This is a genomic window from Desulfurivibrio alkaliphilus AHT 2 (assembly GCF_000092205.1).
Taxonomy (GTDB): domain Bacteria; phylum Desulfobacterota; class Desulfobulbia; order Desulfobulbales; family Desulfurivibrionaceae; genus Desulfurivibrio; species Desulfurivibrio alkaliphilus.
Window position 1 is genome coordinate 961,403 of record NC_014216.1, and the last position, 16,846, is coordinate 978,248.

At 58.2% G+C, this 16,846-nt stretch carries 13 protein-coding genes; 7 read left to right on the plus strand and 6 right to left on the minus strand.

Annotated elements, in window-relative coordinates:
• Window positions 1-2: 2 nt before the first annotated feature.
• The gene (locus DAAHT2_RS04095; protein WP_013163042.1) at window positions 3-1,217 is read right to left on the minus strand and encodes an aspartate kinase; all 1,215 of its coding nucleotides are present in this window, start codon (window positions 1,215-1,217) and stop codon (window positions 3-5) included.
• 311 nt (window positions 1,218-1,528) lie between these two features.
• Here DAAHT2_RS04095 and DAAHT2_RS04100 point away from each other — a divergent pair, with 311 nt between their 5' ends.
• Both DAAHT2_RS04100 and DAAHT2_RS04105 read left to right on the plus strand, forming a co-directional pair.
• A complete protein-coding gene (locus DAAHT2_RS04100) occupies window positions 1,529-2,950 on the plus strand; it encodes a M23 family metallopeptidase (RefSeq protein ID WP_013163043.1) in 1,422 nt (473 codons plus the stop codon).
• A 7-nt stretch (window positions 2,951-2,957) separates the two neighbouring features.
• Window positions 2,958-3,452 (plus strand): tRNA (cytidine(34)-2'-O)-methyltransferase, encoded by a 495-nt coding sequence (locus tag DAAHT2_RS04105; RefSeq protein WP_013163044.1) that lies wholly within the window; start codon window positions 2,958-2,960, stop codon window positions 3,450-3,452.
• 9 nt (window positions 3,453-3,461) lie between these two features.
• Here DAAHT2_RS04105 and lpxB read toward each other — a convergent pair whose 3' ends face one another.
• On the minus strand, window positions 3,462-4,658 hold the full coding sequence (gene lpxB, locus DAAHT2_RS04110; RefSeq protein WP_013163045.1) for a lipid-A-disaccharide synthase: 1,197 nt from the start codon (window positions 4,656-4,658) through the stop codon (window positions 3,462-3,464).
• An 11-nt stretch (window positions 4,659-4,669) separates the two neighbouring features.
• Window positions 4,670-5,641 (minus strand): Gfo/Idh/MocA family protein, encoded by a 972-nt coding sequence (locus DAAHT2_RS04115; RefSeq protein ID WP_013163046.1) that lies wholly within the window; start codon window positions 5,639-5,641, stop codon window positions 4,670-4,672.
• 164 nt (window positions 5,642-5,805) lie between these two features.
• Between DAAHT2_RS04115 and DAAHT2_RS04120 the strand changes: the two genes are divergently transcribed.
• Window positions 5,806-7,362 carry a sodium-dependent transporter gene (locus DAAHT2_RS04120; RefSeq protein ID WP_013163047.1) on the plus strand — a complete coding sequence of 519 codons (1,557 nt, stop codon included), beginning with the start codon at window positions 5,806-5,808 and terminating at the stop codon, window positions 7,360-7,362.
• Window positions 7,363-7,442: 80 nt separating this feature from the next.
• Window positions 7,443-11,243: an AsmA-like C-terminal domain-containing protein gene (locus DAAHT2_RS04125; protein ID WP_013163048.1), complete on the plus strand. Its 3,801-nt coding sequence runs from the start codon at window positions 7,443-7,445 to the stop codon at window positions 11,241-11,243.
• Window positions 11,244-11,258: 15 nt separating this feature from the next.
• On the opposite strand, the gene DAAHT2_RS04130 is transcribed toward DAAHT2_RS04125, so the two are convergent.
• The 3 genes from DAAHT2_RS04130 to DAAHT2_RS04140 all read right to left on the minus strand — a co-directional run bounded on the left by DAAHT2_RS04130 (window position 11,259) and on the right by DAAHT2_RS04140 (window position 14,490).
• Window positions 11,259-11,705 carry a PilZ domain-containing protein gene (locus DAAHT2_RS04130; protein WP_013163049.1) on the minus strand — a complete coding sequence of 149 codons (447 nt, stop codon included), beginning with the start codon at window positions 11,703-11,705 and terminating at the stop codon, window positions 11,259-11,261.
• Between the two features lie 232 nt (window positions 11,706-11,937).
• Complete coding sequence (locus DAAHT2_RS04135; protein WP_013163050.1) at window positions 11,938-13,812, minus strand: ATP-binding protein; 1,875 nt, start codon at window positions 13,810-13,812, stop codon at window positions 11,938-11,940.
• An 84-nt stretch (window positions 13,813-13,896) separates the two neighbouring features.
• On the minus strand, window positions 13,897-14,490 hold the full coding sequence (locus DAAHT2_RS04140; protein WP_013163051.1) for a tetratricopeptide repeat protein: 594 nt from the start codon (window positions 14,488-14,490) through the stop codon (window positions 13,897-13,899).
• Window positions 14,491-14,656: 166 nt separating this feature from the next.
• Between DAAHT2_RS04140 and nadC the strand changes: the two genes are divergently transcribed.
• The 3 genes from nadC to fdhD all read left to right on the plus strand — a co-directional run bounded on the left by nadC (window position 14,657) and on the right by fdhD (window position 16,681).
• Window positions 14,657-15,535, plus strand: a complete 879-nt coding sequence (gene nadC / locus DAAHT2_RS04145) for a carboxylating nicotinate-nucleotide diphosphorylase (RefSeq protein WP_013163052.1) — start codon at window positions 14,657-14,659, stop codon at window positions 15,533-15,535.
• 91 nt (window positions 15,536-15,626) lie between these two features.
• On the plus strand, window positions 15,627-15,857 hold the full coding sequence (locus DAAHT2_RS04150) for a hypothetical protein (RefSeq protein WP_013163053.1): 231 nt from the start codon (window positions 15,627-15,629) through the stop codon (window positions 15,855-15,857).
• A gap of 14 nt (window positions 15,858-15,871) precedes the next feature.
• Window positions 15,872-16,681 carry a formate dehydrogenase accessory sulfurtransferase FdhD gene (gene fdhD / locus DAAHT2_RS04155; protein WP_013163054.1) on the plus strand — a complete coding sequence of 270 codons (810 nt, stop codon included), beginning with the start codon at window positions 15,872-15,874 and terminating at the stop codon, window positions 16,679-16,681.
• Window positions 16,682-16,846 lie beyond the last annotated feature (165 nt).

The window sequence follows — 16,846 nt, forward strand, 5'->3', positions numbered from 1 at the left end:
TCTCATTCGGCCAGCTTAAAAGCGTCGTGCAGGGCGCGTACCGCCAGTTCCGTATACTTTTCGTCGATTACGCAGGAGATCTTGATCTCGGAAGTGCTGATCATGTGAATATTGATCCCCTCGTTGGCCAGCACCTCGAACATGGTGGTGGCAATCCCGGTATGATTGCGCATACCTACCCCGACAATGGAAACCTTGCAGATGTTCTCCGAGCCGGTCACCCCTTCCGCTCCGGTTTCCGCCGCCGCCTGTTTGAGCACCTCCATGGCCCTTTTGTAATCGGTTCTGGGCACGGTGAAGGTCAGGTCGGTTAAATTGCCGTCCCGGGTATTTTGAATAATCATGTCCACCACAATCCCTTCCCGGGAAATGGGACTGAAGAGCCGGGAGGCGGTGCCGGGGGTGTCCGGCACTTTGCTTACGGTGATACGGGCCTCGTTACGATTATAAGTAACCCCGGAGACCGGATTGGATTCCATGCTTTTGTCCTCCTCGACAACCCAAGTGCCTTCATTATTGGTAAAAGTTGACCGGACCTGCACCGGCACTTTGTGCCGCTTGGCGATGGTAACCGAACGAATATCCAGAACCTTGGCCCCGAGACTGGCCAGCTCCAGCATCTCATCATAAGAGATGCGGTCGATTTTGCGGGCCGAGGCACAGATGTTGGGATCGGTGGTATAAACCCCTTCAACGTCGGTGAAGATGTCACACTGGTCGGCCTTAAGGGCCGCCGCCAGGGCCACCGCCGTGGTGTCCGACCCCCCGCGTCCCAGGGTGGTGATCTCGCCGTCGGCGGTAACCCCTTGAAAACCGGCCACCACCACCACCTTGCCGGCGTCCAGGTGGCGATTGATCACCTCCTGGTCGATATCCAGGATCCGAGCCTTGGTATGTCGGTCGTCGGTGTGAATTTTAACCTGATCTCCCAGCAGGGAAACGGCATCGGAGCCCATGGCCTTGACGGCCATGGCCAACAGGGAAACCGTTACCTGTTCACCGGAAGCCAGCAGTACGTCCATCTCCCGGGGGTCGGGACTATCCTGCATCTGGCCGGCCAGATCGACAAAACGGTTGGTTTCCCCGGCCATGGCCGACAATACCACCACCATCCGGTGCCCCTCACGCTGTTTACTCAACACCCGCCGGGCCACGGCCTTGATTTTGTCGGGATCGGCCACCGAGGTGCCGCCGAACTTTTGAACAATTAGCGCCATTTGATTATTGCCTTACTTGGTTTCAGTTACCATTGCATGATTAAGCACAGAACGAATCAAAATAACTCCTGGCCAGGAAAAATCAAGAGAAGGTTATTATCCAGTAAAGTTTTTTTGCTTGAGTTAAAGTATGAATTTTGCTAAAAAAAAGAAGTGCGATGAACCGCTATCCCGCGCCGCACAAGGGTTTGCGAAAAACACGCAAAAACAACAATAAGTCGCGAGCAAGTAAAGGGTTTCGTGAAACAATAAGGCCCGTGGGGTTCACTATCCGGGCATTAAGATATTGCCGAAAAAGAGAGTCGAAAAACATGAAAAAAACCCTCAAAGATATCATTCAAAGCTTTGTTTACTCAGGGAAAAACTTCCTTAATAGCACCCACTTTGCCACTCTGGCGATAACCTTCACGGTTGCGGGGGCGGTACTTTTTTTTGCCAACATCACCCCGGCTTCACTGCCGACCCCGCCTGAACTGCCCGAACTTGAGGAATCCGTGGCCAAGCAACTGGCGACGGCCGAGTTGGCGGAAATCGTGGAAACCCAGGCCCTGAACCGTCCCTCGGAGCCGCTCTGGCCGGAAAGTTACACCCACATCGAGGGTGAACTGCGCTCCGGCGATACCCTTAATGATGCCCTGCGACGGGCCCAGATCAACGGCAGTGACCGTAGCCGAATCATCAACGCCCTGGACGGCCTGCTGGATTTTCGCTCCCTGCGCCCCCGGGACCGTTTTACGGCCGTACTCGATGATGACAACGCCGTGGTTGAATACCGCTATCAATCCGGCCCCTTGAATGTCTACCTGGTACGGCGAATCGACGATCACCGCTTTCAGGCGGAAAAAATGAGCGTCACCCTCGAGCGGCAAACCAAAAAAATAAGCGGCCGGATTGAGTCCTCCCTTTTTGCCGCCTTCCAGATCCACGGCGAGCAGGCCCGGCTAATCTACAGCTTTGCCGAAATTTTTGCCTCCCGCATGGACTTCAATGTGGAAATCAGAAAGGGCGACCACTTTCAACTGGTTTTTGAAAAGTATTACCGGGACGACGAGTTTGTCGGCTACGGGCCCATCCTCTACGCCCGCTATGAACAAAGCCGGGGGGAAGTGCTGGAGGCCATCCGCTATACCCCCGAAGATGGCAAGGCCTCTTATTTCGACCCTGACGGCCGGGAACTGGGGGCTTCTTTTCTGCGTTCACCGGTCCCCATGGCCCGGGTAACTTCCGGCTTTAACCGCCGCCGGATGCACCCCATTCTCAACGAAGTGCGGCCGCACCTGGCCGTTGATCTGGCCGCCCCCACCGGCACCCCGGTAATGGCCACCGCCGACGGCCGGGTGGTCTTCCGCTCCCGGGACGGCGGGAATGGCAACATGGTGATCCTGGAACACAGCAACGGCTACCGCTCTTACTACGCCCATCTTTCCGGGTTCAAAAGAGGAATGAAGGTCGGCGACCGGGTGCGCCAGCGCGACATCATCGGCTATGTGGGCGCCACCGGCCTGGCCACCGGCCCCCATGTCTGCTACCGGATTCGCCACAACGGCGAGTTCATCAACCCCATGGCCATGCGCTTCACCCCCCGTTCGGAGCTTGCAGGAGAGGCCCTGGCCCGCTTCCAGGCCCACCTCGGTGATCTTGTGCAACTGGCTGATAACCTGGGAAAAAAAGAACAAGCGGTGCGAGTCAGCCGGATCACCGTGGACCCTGATCAGGGTCTGACCCTGCTGTAGACCGCCCATGTCGACAGCCAAGGGTCGCCATGACCGCTTATTACTGCCGGTCCCGTTTAACGTGGTGCTGGTGGAACCGGAAATCCCGCCCAACACCGGCAGTATCGCCCGCCTCTGCGGGGCCACCGATACCATTCTGCATCTGGTGCACCCCTTGGGGTTTAAAATCGACGACAAGCATCTCAAGCGGGCCGGGCTGGATTACTGGGACCAGATAAAAATCGTCAACTGGTCCGACCTGGATGCCTTTCTCACCGCCCAGGACGAACAGCGCCTGCACTTTCTCAGCAAAAAAGCCGATCGGTTGTACACCGAAGTACGTTTTCAACCCGGGGATTTTCTGGTTTTCGGCAAAGAGACCAAAGGGCTGCCCGAGGAGACGCTTGCCCTCTATGCCGATCGCTGCTGCGCAATTCCCATGAGCAATCCGGCCATCCGCAGTATCAACCTGGCCCAGGCGGCGGCGGTGGTGCTGTACGAAGCGATCCGCCAACAAACGTAAACGTATTATTTAATTAAGTAGAGAGAGAGCCAGTTCGGCGGCTTTTTGGGAGGCGCCGCCGCCGCCGAGTTTTTGCCGAACCTCGGCCAGGTCCTGGAGCATGGCCCGGCGGCGAGATTGGTTGGTCAGCAGTTCGACGATTTCCCGGCTGATGGTCGCCGGTTCGGCCTGGTGCTGGATCAGTTCGGGGATCACCTCCCGTTTTGCCACCAGGTTGACCAGGGTGACGTAAGGCACCTTTACCAGCAGTCGGCCGACCAGATAGGTGAAAGTGGAAACCCGGTAGGCCGCCACCGTGGGTACTCCCAGGATGGCCAGTTCCAGGGTGACCGTGCCCGATGCGGCCATGGCCGCATCGCAGGCGGCCATGGTGCGGTGGCGATCCTGCCGGCTGACCCGGATATCAAGCTCCGGGTAACGCTCCAGGCCATGCTCTTGCAGGGTGGCATGGCGCAGCCCGGGTGCCATGGGCAACAGGAAAATCGGCGGTTGTTCAAGCTTTTTGGCCAGCCGGTCGGCGGCGGCCAAAAAAACCGGCAACAAAGCGGCAACCTCCCGGCGGCGGCTGCCCGGCACCAGACCGATCACCGGGCGCCCCTCATCTTCAACCCCCAAACCGGCTGCCGCCTTTAAAGAGGCCTGCCCGTTACCACCCTGCTGTTCATCAACCGGCAAAACGGTTCGCTGGGCCACCAGTGGGGCCAACTCATCCACCAGGGGATGGCCGACAAAATCCACCGCCAGCCCCTGACGCCGGTAAAATTCCTGCTCAAAGGGCAAAATCACCGCCATGCGGTCGACCAGCCGCTTGATCTTAGCCACCCTGCCCCGCCGCCAGGCCCAAACCTGCGGGCTGATGTAATAGAGCACCCGGATCCCCAGCTTTTTGGCCTGGGCGGCCAACAGCAGATTGAAATCGGGATAGTCGATCAGGATCAACAGATCCGGCCGCTGTTCCTTAAGGAAGTCAATCAGCCGCCGCCGGGCGGCCAGAATTCCCCCCAAATGCCCCAACACCTCCACCAGGCCCACCACCGCCAGGCGGCTGGAGTCATAGATCAACTCACACTCCGCCGCCAGGGCGCTGCCGCCCATGGCGCTGATCTTGATTCCCGGGCGTTGTGAGCGCAAGGCCCGCACCAGGTTGGCGCCATGCATATCGCCGGAGGCCTCACCGGCGACAATCAGGACGTGGGAAGAAGACATGGCAGGCTCGTTCAGCTGCGCTGCAACACGTCGCTGTAGCGACGAAAGTTTTCGGCAATCTGGACCATGATCTCCTGGGCCACCTGCAGGGCCTGGCGGCCCTGCTTGCCGTCCACTTTGGGGGTGGTACGATGGCGGACATTGCTCACAAAATCCCGCAACTCCTCTTCCAGGGCATCCTGTTCCGGCAGCTTATGGTGGGTGATCTCCTCCTGGGGCAGCCCCTGATCGTTAAGCTGATCCTTGAGGCGAATGAGCATCAGCGACTTTGCCGCGTAATCCACTGAAATGTAACATTGCGGCTGGAAGATGCGGAGCCGGCGCACGTTTTCCTTGGAAACCCGGCTGACGGTAATATTGGCCGTACAGCCGTTTTCAAAGATGATCCGGGCATTGGCGATATCGGTGCTGGGAGTCACCACCGGTACGCCCACGGTATGGATTGAACTGATGGGGGAATCCACAATGCTGAGAATAATGTCGATGTCATGGATCATCAGGTCCAGCACCACGTCAACATCCAGCCCCCGGGGTTTGAAAACGTGAATGCGGTGAGATTCAATAAACAGCGGCCGGGTCAGGAACTGTTCCAGCGCCGTAACCGCCGGGTTATAGCGCTCGATATGCCCCACCTGCAGGATTCGCCGGCCCGCCGCGGCTTGGGTGATCAGTTCATCGGCCTCGGCCAGGGTGGTGGTCATCGGTTTCTCCACCATTACATCGATTCCCTGCCCCAGGCAATCCATGGCCACTCGGTGATGGTGAACGGTGGGCACCACCACACTGACCGCGTCAACCTGGGGCAGCAGTTGCCGGTAATCCTGGTAAGGGGTAGTGCCGGTCTCGGCGGCCACATTCTGGGCCAGCTCCGGATTGACATCGGCAACCCCCACCAGTTCGGCCTCTTCCATGGCGGCGTATTTGGCGGCATGAAACTTACCCAGGTGGCCCACCCCGATGACGCCGACGCGAATTTTTTTCATAACATCTACCATTTAAAAAATATTTTTGTTTTTTTAATTGCACGTTGCGCGCTGGCAGGTATTACCATGAAGATCGCGCACAATCAACTTGTTATTTCAATGTGTTATGCTATTATGGCAGCGCTATGATTTACCATTATCAGTGGAATGCCAAGGAATAAACCATGCACAAATCACGCAGCCTCTGGCAGAGCAACCTGGGTTTTTTGATGGCCGCCATCGGCTCGGCCATCGGCCTGGGCAATATCTGGCGCTTCAGTTACATGGCCCATGAGCACGGTGGCGGGGCCTTTCTGGTACCATATCTGGTCGCCCTGGCGGTGGCGGGTATTCCCATCATTTTGCTGGAATACGGCCTTGGTCACCGGGAAAAGGGCTCCTCACCCATGGTTTTTGCCCGCCTCAGTCCCCGCTTCGAATTGCTGGGCTGGTGGATGCCGGTGGTGGCCATGTTTGGCATCATGCTCTATTACTCGGTGGTGATCGGTTGGTGCGTCAACTATTTCTTTCACTCCTTCACCCTGGCCTGGGGCAGTGATCCCCAAACTTTCTTTTTCAACGATTTCCTGCAGCTCTCCTCTTCCCCCGCCGAATTCGGCGGCTTTCGTCTGCCTATTCTGCTGGCCACCGCCCTGGTCTGGTTCAGTTGCTGGTTCATCTGTTACCGCGACATCCGCCACGGTATTGAAGTGGCGGCCAAAATCTTCATGCCCCTGCTGTTGTTGCTCACCGCCGTTATCGTCTTCTGGACCCTGCAACTGGATGGCGCCTGGGAAGGAATTCGCGACAACTACCTCTCCGCCGACTGGCATAAAATTAATTTTCTGGCCGCCGACCCCGAAGCCCGGGCCGCCGCCGCCCGGGTCTGGGTGGCCGCTTTCGGGCAGATATTTTTCACCCTCTCGTTGGGTTTTGGGATCATGATCGCCTATGCCAGTTACTTGCCGGCCAAAACCAACCTGGCCAGAAACGCCCTGATCACCGCGGCGGTTAACTGCGGTTATTCGGTTTTTGCCGGCCTGGCGGTCTTCGGCATCGTCGGTTTCATGGCTTTCAGCCAAGGGGTAACCTTCGATGAGGCCATCGTCGGCGGCCCGCAGCTGGCCTTTGTTGTTTACCCCCAGGCCATTTCGCTGCTGCCGGATTTCAACTCCCTCTTCGGCGCCCTGTTTTTTCTGGTGCTGATCATCGCCGGCCTCACTTCCGGGGTCTCGCTGGTCGAGGCCTTTACCTGCGCCCTGACCGACAAGTTCAACTGGCGCCGCAAAAAGGTGGTCACCGCCCTGTGCTTGCTGGGGATCACCGGCAGCCTGATCTTTACCTCCCGGGCCGGGCTTTACCTGCTTGATATAACCGATCATTTTATCACCAACTACGGCCTGGTGCTGGGTGGGCTGCTGCAGTGTCTGATCATCGGCTGGTACGTCGGGCCGGAAAAACTGCGGCAGCATATCAACAAACTGGGCAGCAAGGTGCCGCAGATCTGGAACTTTTTTATCCGCTACCTGACCCCGCTGGTGCTGCTGATCCTGCTGCTGGTGGCCATCCGCGGCGATCTGGCCGACAATTACGAGGGTTATGCCACCATTCACCTGCTGCTGTACGGGGTGGGTTGGCTGATTTTCTGCCTGTTGATCGCCTATTTTTTCACCCGCCAACCCTGGCTGGCCGCCCGGCTCAAGCACAAACACCGTTATGGAGATGACGATCTGCTGGTTTAAAGCTAAACGTACAGCCGCACCGCATCTTCGGGCGATCAGCCCGACCCTAATCAGTTCAACTTTGCCCTTGGCGTTTATTTATGGCCCGTAAAATAAGGCTAATCGTGCTGGGGGTGCTGCTGCTGGCAGCCCTGTCGGCCCTGGTGCTGCCCCTGATCCTCCGGTCGGAAACGGTCAGGAGCGACCTGGCCGACCGCCTGGGCTATCACCTGCGCAGCGAGATCAGCCTGGACAGCATTGAGCTGGCCTGGCTGCCGACCCCCCACCTGCTGGTTCGCGGGGTTGATGTGCAGCGGCCGGAACTTAGCCTTATCATGCCGGAAACTCATGTTTATCCAAGCTTCATCGCCCTCCTGCAGATGCGCTTGGAACCACGACGGGTGGTGTTGAATGACCCGGAACTGCAACTTGACCTCCAGGCCCGGCTGGCCGGCACAGAGGTCGCTTCCCCGGCGGTCTTTCCCCGCAAATTTAAAGGAGAGGTGGAAATTTCCCGGGGCAACTTAAGTCTCACCTCCACCGAACTACCCGGGAATCTCCGGCTGGAAGCCTTGGAATTCCGCGACATCGAGGCGGCCATCAAACTCTCCCCCACCCGTTTTGACCTGGAACTCTCCCTGCGGCCCTCCTTTGGCCGCCATCTGGCTCTGAGCGGTACTTATCTGGTTGACGGCAACTACCAACTGCAGACCCATGGGCGCCAACTGCACCTGCATGAACTGATCACCACCCCGTTGCTGGGCGTTGCCCCCCTGGAAACGGCGGCCGATTTACAGCTGCAGGCCACCGGCAAGGGCCTGGCAAAACTTGACGCCGCCCTCACCGGCAATCTGCCCTGTTTTCTTCTAAAGCCTCAGGATATTGCCCCGCAAGCCGGGGCGGTGCGCCTGGACTGCGGGGCCATTGACCTGGCGCTGCACCAGCGGGAAGATTTCTGGCAGCTGACCATCAACGATTTTGAAGTAAGCCAACCACAGTTTCGGCTGGGCGGGGTGATTACCCGCGACAGCCGAGCAACGGACTCCCCCCACTGGGAAGTTGACCTGCATGGCCGGGAGCTTAATGCCGATGAAATAATGCCGGCGGTGGTGGAGTTGTTCGGCGAATTCAAGCCGGCCCAGATGGTCGGTGAAATTGTTCTGGGGGGGTGGGCCTCGCAGGCCGCATTCCATCTGGCCGGCGAGGAAAATGTCTTACAAGACCCCAGGGCTCTGGCCGACCGGATGGTGCTGGAGGTTGAGGTTGAGCGGGCCGAGATCATGGTGCCGGGAATCGATCTTTATCTGCCCAAGGCCTGGGGGGAACTGCAGATCAAAAACAGCATCCTGGAGCTGCGCCGGGCGGAAGCCCTGCTGGAGCACAGCCATGGCTATGACGGCTCCCTGCGGGTGGGGTTGCACCAGGAACTGCCCCTGCTGGAACTCGACCTGCAACTGGATGCCGACCTGGAAGAGTTGCGACAGTTACTGCCGGAACTGGTGCCGAACCCGGTCTTTCAAGAAGAAATGAAGCTCTTTCCCCGGGCCCGGGGCAGGGCCGCCGGCCGGCTGGTGGTCAGCGACAACTGGCATGACTTTACCGTCGATGTCACCATTGAACAGAGCCGGGGCGAAGTTGCCTACGATCGCCTGCCCTGGCCTTTAACCGTCGAACGCGGCCGCCTGCTGATCGACCGGGAGCAGGTCCGCTGGCGGGATTTGCAGGGAACGGCGGGACCGCACCGCCTGCTGAGCAGTAGCGGCCAGATCGGCCTGACCCCCCAGGCGCCCTTTGCCCTGCACCAGGCCCGAGCGGAGCTGGACAGCCAAGCATTTTACGAGCACCTGCTGAGCTATCCGGTGCTTAAACAGGCGCTGCTGCCGGTACTGCAAGAGATCGACGGGCCGGTGGCGATCACCCATGGCCGGGCCGAAGGGGAACTGTTCCAACCGGAACAGTGGCGTTATACGACCATCGTCGACCTGGACCGCGGCTCCGGGCTGAACTGGTACTCGCCGCTGCTGGCGGCGGAGATTACCGGTTCCCGGGGGCTGCTGCGGGTGGATGACGACCAGGTCGACTTCCGGCAACTAAGGCTAAAATTGCAGGACAGCGAGCTGAAACTGGCCGGCAGCCTGCAGCATCAAAAGCTGCAGCACTGGCGGGGTAAGCTGCAAATCAGCGGCCTGCTGACCGCCGGCAATCGCACCTGGCTTAAAAACCGCCAGTGGCTGCCGGAGATATTTTTGCCCCAGGCACCTATTACCGCGCTTCCCCTGCGGATCAACTGGGACGAGAACTTCCTGGAATTGGCCGGCACCCTTTTGAGCAAAGAAGAAGAGTCGAAAGAGCAGCGGGAACCTGCCTTGCGTCGCCTGGACTTTGAGTTTCACCGCTTTAACAACCAGGCCACGGAAGTGGTTGCCCGGGTGCTGGAAGGCGCCGACCAGGCCTATTTCCGCCTGCACCTGCCCCCACCCCCCGACATTTCACCCCAAGATTCCAGGGCCGGAGATGCCCCGGGCGAAGCGGAACGTATTATAAGCGGCAGTTTTAACGGCCAGTTGCACAAGGGGACAATGGGGCACTTTTTCACCTTTTTTGACCGGCAACTGGAGACGGGCACCTGGCACGGCGAGGCCGCCTGGCAATGGCCGCAGACCCTGCCTGAGGAAGCAAAAAAGGCGCAAGGACCTAAGGCGGAGTTCACTCCCCCCCATTTTACCGGCCACTTGCAGCTTGCCGGCCTCTCCTGGGCCCCAGAACCCGATGATGAGCGGCGGCTCACCGTAAACCGTTTGTCTTTGAGCGGTCAAGAACAGGCCTGGCAGTTGCAGCAACTGGATCTGAACCTGAACAGTGAACAACGGCTGCAACTGGGGGGTCGGATCGACGCGGATAAAACCGGCTTTGCTCTTGACCTGGCGCTCTTTTCGCCCTATTTGCAACGGGAGACCCTGGTTGCCTGGTACAACGAGCTTGGCAAGCGGCAACCGCGTCTGGCCATCGATTCCAAACCGCGAACCTGGCCGCTGACCGGCCGGCTTGCCTTCCAACTGGAGGAATTTGATTCCGGCCCCTGGCCCGATGAGGAATCGGAAACCTCCCTGCACTGGCAACCCTTTACCGGCATCCTGTCGTTGACCGAGGAGCAGGGGCTGGTGACCGAGCTGCACTCGGCGGTGCTCTGCTGCCTGGAGATCACCGGTACCTGGTATCTGGACCCGAACCTGGGCACCAGTTCCTTTGCCCTGGCTCCGACCTGCCCGGATACCCCCCGCTTTGAAAAATTATTGCCGTGCCTGGGGATTGAACAGGATATAATCTCCGGCGACTGCCTGCTGACCGCGGAACTGGAGGGGGAATTCAGCCACTGGCAACAAGGCAGAATCAGCATCTCCTCCCCGCAGGGAGGCCGTATCATGCGCATGGGGCTGCTGGCCCGAATCTTCAGCCTGGTCAACCTTACCGACATTTTTACCGGTGAAATCGCCGGTTTTGACGAACGCGGGTTTGCTTACCGGGAACTGGAGTTCGAGGCGGTGATAAAGGACCATGTCCTGACCATTGAAAAAGCGGTGGTACGGGGGGTGGGTCTGAATCTGATCGCCCGCGGCAGTTTGAACCTGGACGATATGCAGGCCGATATGGTGGTCCTGGTGGCCCCTTTTAAAACCATCGACACCCTGGTGAGTTGGGTTCCTTTCGTGGGGCGGATCATCGGCGGCAAGGACGCCACCGTGGTGACCATTCCCGTTGGGGTCAAGGGGGATATCCGCAACCCCCGGCTCACGGTTCTGGCCCCGGATGCGGTGGGACAAGGGCTGATCAATCTTATCAGGAGCACCCTGATGCTGCCCTTTAATATTTTGAGCCCGTTGCTGCCTACCCCAGCTGAATAAGGTGAAATCGGCGGGTCAGCGACCGCCGAACAAGTTTGACCACCAGCTTACTTTATGCCGCTGGCGGAGGCTGTTGAACTTTTCATTGAGCCAGGCCAGTGCTGCCGGGGGCGGAGGCGCAAGAAATTCCATGCCCAACTGGAAAGGCTTGTCGGGCAAAGACAACAGGCGGTCAAACCAGACCGGTTTTACCGGCAGTTCAAAGTCCGGCGCCTGTTCATCATCCTGCCGGGCCAGAACTTCCAACAGCAACATCTGCTGCTCGTTTTCCTGAAAATTATAAAAAATATGCCACTGCTCGATCTTGCTTTGCGGCACCACCAGCCTTAAGCCGTGCCGGGAGATGTCGCTGATCCTGCCGACACCCTCGGCGATGGTCTGCGCACCGGCCCGGTCGCGGATAATAATCCGCACCGGCAGGCTAACCTCAAGTCGTGGCGAACGCCGCTGTTCACGTGCCATGTTGCCGTCCTTTCGGGGTTGCGGGTTGCTGCAATGCTGGTTGATTGTGGCCTGTAGAAGCGTGAGCCTCCCAGGTAAATATACTACCACTGAAAACTCATGAAATCTCGCAAACAATTTAATCCGCTCCGGTGTTCACTTGGCGAATCTTATTTTGGCCGCAGGAGAGTTGGGCAGGCAGTGGCTTTCATCTCTGGTCCATGAACGATCAGGATTTTAGTGTCCGTCTTTTTCAAACCAACCTCGGCAGGACAATATGGAAGGTGGTCCCCTCCCCTGGCTTGCTGCTGGCGGTCAATTCTCCCTGGTGACTCTCCACAATCTTCTTACAGATCGCCAGCCCCATGCCGGTGCCCTGGTATTGTCCCCTTACATGCAGGCGCTGGAATGGGCGGAAAATGCGATCCAAATATTTTACATCAAAGCCGATACCGTTGTCGCTGACCATGATCTCCAATTGTTGAGCATCGCTTTTGCCCACGCTTACCTTTACCACCGGCAGGCTATCCTGAGCTTGAAATTTCAGGGCATTGCCGATGAGATTCAAAAAAAGCCGGTGGATCTGGCCGCGATCGGCCTTTATGGTCGGCAGGTCTGCCACTTCCACCCTCCCGTCGTGCTCCCGGATCCTTTGCCCCAGGTCGCTCAGCACCTCGGTTAAAACCTCGTTGAGATCCACCGGAATCATTGTTTGCTCCCGGGTAGTCACCCGGGAGTAGTTGAGGAGGTCCTCAATGAGCTGGCGCATGCGAATGGCCGCCCCCTGGATTCGTTCCAGGTAATCGCGACCCCGCTGGTCAAGCTGGTCGGCATGCTTGAGCAATAAACGATCACCGAAGGAGACGATGGTGCGCAGGGGTTCTTGCAGGTCATGGGAGGCAATGTGGGCAAAATCCTGCAGTTCTTTGTTGCTGCGTTCCAGTTTAAGGGCATAGGCCGCCGCCGACTGCCGAATTTCCAGCAATTCGGTGATGTCGGTAATGAAGGCAAAAGAGCCGATCAGGCGATTATGCTCATCCAGCAGCGAGGTGGCATGGAAACGGGCATGCACCTCGTGGCCGTCCTTGGCGTTCAGAGTTACGTGATAGGCCCGGTTCGTGGTAGCTTCGCGACGGTTGAACTGTTCTCTAAAAATCTCGACGTTCTTGCCCCGGGCAAACTCATGGGGGTAGCGGCCCAGCATATCCTGGTGGCTATAACCCAGCATGTTCTGAAGGGCTTCGTTGACCATCACCGTCCGCCCTTCGGCATCAAGCTCCCAGTAGCCTTCGGCGGCGGTGTTGATGATGGTGTGATAGCGCTGCATCTGTCGGCTGAGATTGGCGGTGCGCTGGGCAATTATATTGTCCTGTTCTTCGACCAGCTCTTGCCTGGTCCGCCACAGCCCCTGCAAACGGGTCAGCAGGCTGTAGACCACCCCGCTGACCAGCAGTAAAGCCAGGGCATGAATGGCCAGCATCCAGTTGATCTGGGAGGAGATCATGGCCAGATGGGGGGAGGCGGGAAAAGTCAGGCTGATCCCCCCACGCAGGTCTCCTTCGGCATAACCGTAGGCGGCATGACAGCGCAGGCAGGCCGGTTCGACGTAAAGCGGCGACAAGTAGCGATAAACCTCGCCTTCGGGGATGTCCAACAAGGCAAAACGGCTGCTTTCGTCTCCCAGGAGCAGGTCGCCCAGCACTTTTTGCTCCCATTCATCAGGGGAGTTGACCGGATTGACCGGGTTGGAGCTGGTCAGGTGCAGCACCAAACCTTTCTGGCGTTTGGTGATCTCGGCAATCTGCCGGGTCATGTAAGCTGGATTTATTTTGGTCAGTTCAAGACCGTCGAGGGTTACCAGGTCGCGGTTTGCCACTTCCAGGTAGGGGTTGGGCGGGGTGGTCTCACTAACCAGCACGTAAACGCCGCCGTGTTCGGCGTTCCAGAGTCTGGCATCGTTTATAAGTCGCACCATGCCCTGGGCGTAGTAGGCAGCCATCTCATGGGCATTGTTGCGCAGGTTCCAGTAGTTAGCGACAATGGAAATTATGGTCAGACAAAGCAGAAACAAAAGGGGCAGTAAACGGAAGTGTTTACTGCCCAGAAATTTTTCAAAGGTATCGGCCATGCAGGACCCGAAGCTCCCCTCTCCAGTGAAAAAACAAAGCTTCTAAAAAGTTCATTTTACTCTAGAAAAGAGAGTTGGGCAAGATCAGGGGGTATTTTGCAAATCTGCGATCATTTCCGCCACCAGGCGACCATTGGGAGCGTAGGCCACTGGGTTGAGTTCAACAAGTTCCGACCAAATTTCTTTGGCCCCGGCCTGGTCGTCAAAATCATGCAGCAGCACCACCCCCAAGTTAAAGCGGGCCGTTTCATGCCGCGGGTCGATCTCAATGGCCTGTCGGAATGAGGTAACGGCCAACTCCGGTTGCCCGTTACGGCGATACATCACCCCAAGGTCCGTTACCACGTCGGCATCATCCGGTCGCAACTCCAGAGAGCGGCTGTAAGCTTCAATGGCCTGTTCATAACGGTCGGTGTCGAAGTAGAGGTGCCCCAACTGGGTCCAGGCCTGCACATTTTCAGGGTTTTCCGCCACCGCCTGCTCCAGGCTGGACAACACCCGTTGTTGCTCTGGACTCAAACCTTGCGGGTGATGGGCCAGGGAGGGAGCCATGGCCGGCATTTTATAAATACTGAAGCCGATCCCGCCCAAAAAACCGATAACCAGGCAGGCAAAAGCGGTGAAGAACATTTTGTCCCGTCTGACCATTTTAGCGGTGGGTTTCTCCGGTTCGAACATCTTGCATTATCTCCTTGTTCTTGGTGTCGCTCCAGTTATAATCCTGGTAATCGTGCGAACGATTACAGCCCATTAAAGCAACAAGGTTACTGTCTTGGAGCACGCTTGCAAATCCAGATGGCCAGCCCCGAGCAGCCCTTACTTCGACCACAGAGGCCTTACTATAATGGAAAGAGACAGCCAAGACCACGGTTTGTTCAAAAATCCCGACCTGCACCGTAGCCTGCGCAGCTTTCTTGATGAAGACCTGGGCCGGGGAGACATCACCGGTGAGGCTATTTTCGACCGCAAATCAAGCGGTACAGCCGTTTTTATCGCCAAGGAGGCAATGGTGCTGGCCGGGGTGGAGCAGCTGGCGCCCCTGATCTTTCAAATGGTCAACCGGGAAACCTCCTGCCACCCCACCGCCGATGGCCGCCGGGTTGAGGCGGGCGAGGTCATTTTTAAAGTAAGCGGGCCCATGCGGGATCTGCTGGCGGCCGAGCGGCTGGCCTTGAATCTTTGCCAGCGGCTGAGCGGCATTGCCACTTATACCGCCGATTTTGTCGCCGCCGTGGCGGGTTATCCGGCAAAGATCATGGATACCCGCAAAACCACCCCCGGCCTGCGGCTGCTGGAGCGCTACGCCGTACGGGCAGGCGGCGGGGTCAATCACCGCTTCAACCTTAACGACGGAATTTTGATTAAGGACAACCATATCGCCGCCGCCGGTTCCATTGCCCGGGCAGTGGCCCGGGTACGGGAATATAACGGCCCGGACCTGGCGGTGGAAGTGGAGTGCGAGACCCTGGCCCAGGTGGAAGAGGCCATGGCGGTGGGAGTGGAGATCATCATGCTGGACAACATGAGCCCGGCCCTGATGACCCGGGCGGTCAGCATGATCGGCAAGCAGGCGATCACGGAAGCCTCGGGCGGGGTAAGCCTGGCCAACGTCCGGGAAATTGCCGCCTGCGGGGTGGACCGGATCTCCATCGGGGCCCTGACCCACTCCGCCCCGGCCAAAGACATCAGCATGGAAATGGTAAACACCGGAAATCCTGCTTGACGATCAGCCGCTGCACCTGTACATAACGGTCACGAAAAGGCCCCGGAGCAACAAAGGTAACGACTTACAAACAAGATATGAAGCGTTGATTATGAAAAAACATTGTGCCGACCTCTGTGGCAACTGCCAGCCGCCCAACCTGCCGGCGGAACTTTGTCAACAGCTCGAGCTTCGCCTGAAGCAGCAAAGCCGCGACAACCGCATCCTGTGCGCCGACGCTTTGGCCATTGCCAACGAGTTGCAGGTAACCGGCCGGGAGGTCGGCGCCATGGCCAATCATCTCAATATTCGCATCAGTCAGTGCCAGCTGGGCTGCTTTTAGGCGGTAATGTGTAAATGAACACCCATTACCAAACCCCGGTTATCCGCATTACTGACGGTGTCGAAGAGGAGATTCTCGACACCATCGCCACCGAAGTGGCCTTCACCCTGCTGGTCAACGACCAGGTGCTGGTTTCCCTGCTCTGTTCGCCGGCGGAACTGGACGCCATGGCCGTGGGTTTTTTGCTCTCGGAAGGGATGATTCCCGACCGGGAGAGCCTGCTGGAGGTGGCGGTGGATGAGGATCTGGCCACGGTGCGGGTGCGGCTGAAAAACCTGCCCGCCGACTGGGACCAGCTTTTCCATCGCAAAACCATTACCTCCGGCTGCGGCCAGGGGGTAACCTTCAGCGACTCCGCCACTCTGAGCCCCCTCAATCACCGCCGGGGGCCGATCCGCTTGAGCTGTGAGAAAATTTTTGAACTGCTGCGCCAGTTCGGCCGCAGCTCCGAGCTTTATCAACAAACCGGCGGGGTGCATAGCGCCGCCCTGGCCGATAACCGGCAACTGCTGCTCTTTGCCGAGGATATCGGCCGCCATAACGCGGTGGACAAGCTGATCGGCAAGGCCTTCCTGGCGGGCATCGACCTCAGCGACAAACTGCTGCTCTCAAGCGGCCGGATCTCCGGCGAGATCATGACCAAGGTGATCCGCAACCAAATTCCGGTGCTGATCACCCGCACCGCCCCCACCTGCATGTCCATCACCCACGCGGAAAACCACGGCGTAACCATGATCGGCTTCGCCCGCGGCCGCCGCTTCAACATCTACACCCACCCCCTGGGCATCTTCCTGGACGACGTAAAAAGCCCCCCTGAAAGTTAAACAGCCCGCTGGAAAAACCATTTCCGGCTTCCCCAACGGGCTGTTCAAGTAATATAAGGATAAAAAGGCCGTAAGCGTTCAGCAGTGCCGCAGGTTCGGGCAAGCAGTCCGGCGCCGCGTACATCAGTACGCAAGCCGGGCTGATCGCCCGAAGATGCGGTGCTG

What these genes read in the sequence shown, in the direction of transcription:
- DAAHT2_RS04095 (WP_013163042.1), bottom strand. Translation starts at nt 1,217, where the DNA reads ATGGCGCTAATTGTTCAAAAGTTCGGCGGCACCTCGGTGGCCGATCCC.
- DAAHT2_RS04100 (WP_013163043.1), top strand. Translation starts at nt 1,529, where the DNA reads ATGAAAAAAACCCTCAAAGATATCATTCAAAGCTTTGTTTACTCAGGG.
- DAAHT2_RS04105 (WP_013163044.1), top strand. Translation starts at nt 2,958, where the DNA reads ATGTCGACAGCCAAGGGTCGCCATGACCGCTTATTACTGCCGGTCCCG.
- lpxB (WP_013163045.1), bottom strand. Translation starts at nt 4,658, where the DNA reads ATGTCTTCTTCCCACGTCCTGATTGTCGCCGGTGAGGCCTCCGGCGAT.
- DAAHT2_RS04115 (WP_013163046.1), bottom strand. Translation starts at nt 5,641, where the DNA reads ATGAAAAAAATTCGCGTCGGCGTCATCGGGGTGGGCCACCTGGGTAAG.
- DAAHT2_RS04120 (WP_013163047.1), top strand. Translation starts at nt 5,806, where the DNA reads ATGCACAAATCACGCAGCCTCTGGCAGAGCAACCTGGGTTTTTTGATG.
- DAAHT2_RS04125 (WP_013163048.1), top strand. Translation starts at nt 7,443, where the DNA reads ATGGCCCGTAAAATAAGGCTAATCGTGCTGGGGGTGCTGCTGCTGGCA.
- DAAHT2_RS04130 (WP_013163049.1), bottom strand. Translation starts at nt 11,705, where the DNA reads ATGGCACGTGAACAGCGGCGTTCGCCACGACTTGAGGTTAGCCTGCCG.
- DAAHT2_RS04135 (WP_013163050.1), bottom strand. Translation starts at nt 13,812, where the DNA reads ATGGCCGATACCTTTGAAAAATTTCTGGGCAGTAAACACTTCCGTTTA.
- DAAHT2_RS04140 (WP_013163051.1), bottom strand. Translation starts at nt 14,490, where the DNA reads ATGTTCGAACCGGAGAAACCCACCGCTAAAATGGTCAGACGGGACAAA.
- nadC (WP_013163052.1), top strand. Translation starts at nt 14,657, where the DNA reads ATGGAAAGAGACAGCCAAGACCACGGTTTGTTCAAAAATCCCGACCTG.
- DAAHT2_RS04150 (WP_013163053.1), top strand. Translation starts at nt 15,627, where the DNA reads ATGAAAAAACATTGTGCCGACCTCTGTGGCAACTGCCAGCCGCCCAAC.
- fdhD (WP_013163054.1), top strand. Translation starts at nt 15,872, where the DNA reads ATGAACACCCATTACCAAACCCCGGTTATCCGCATTACTGACGGTGTC.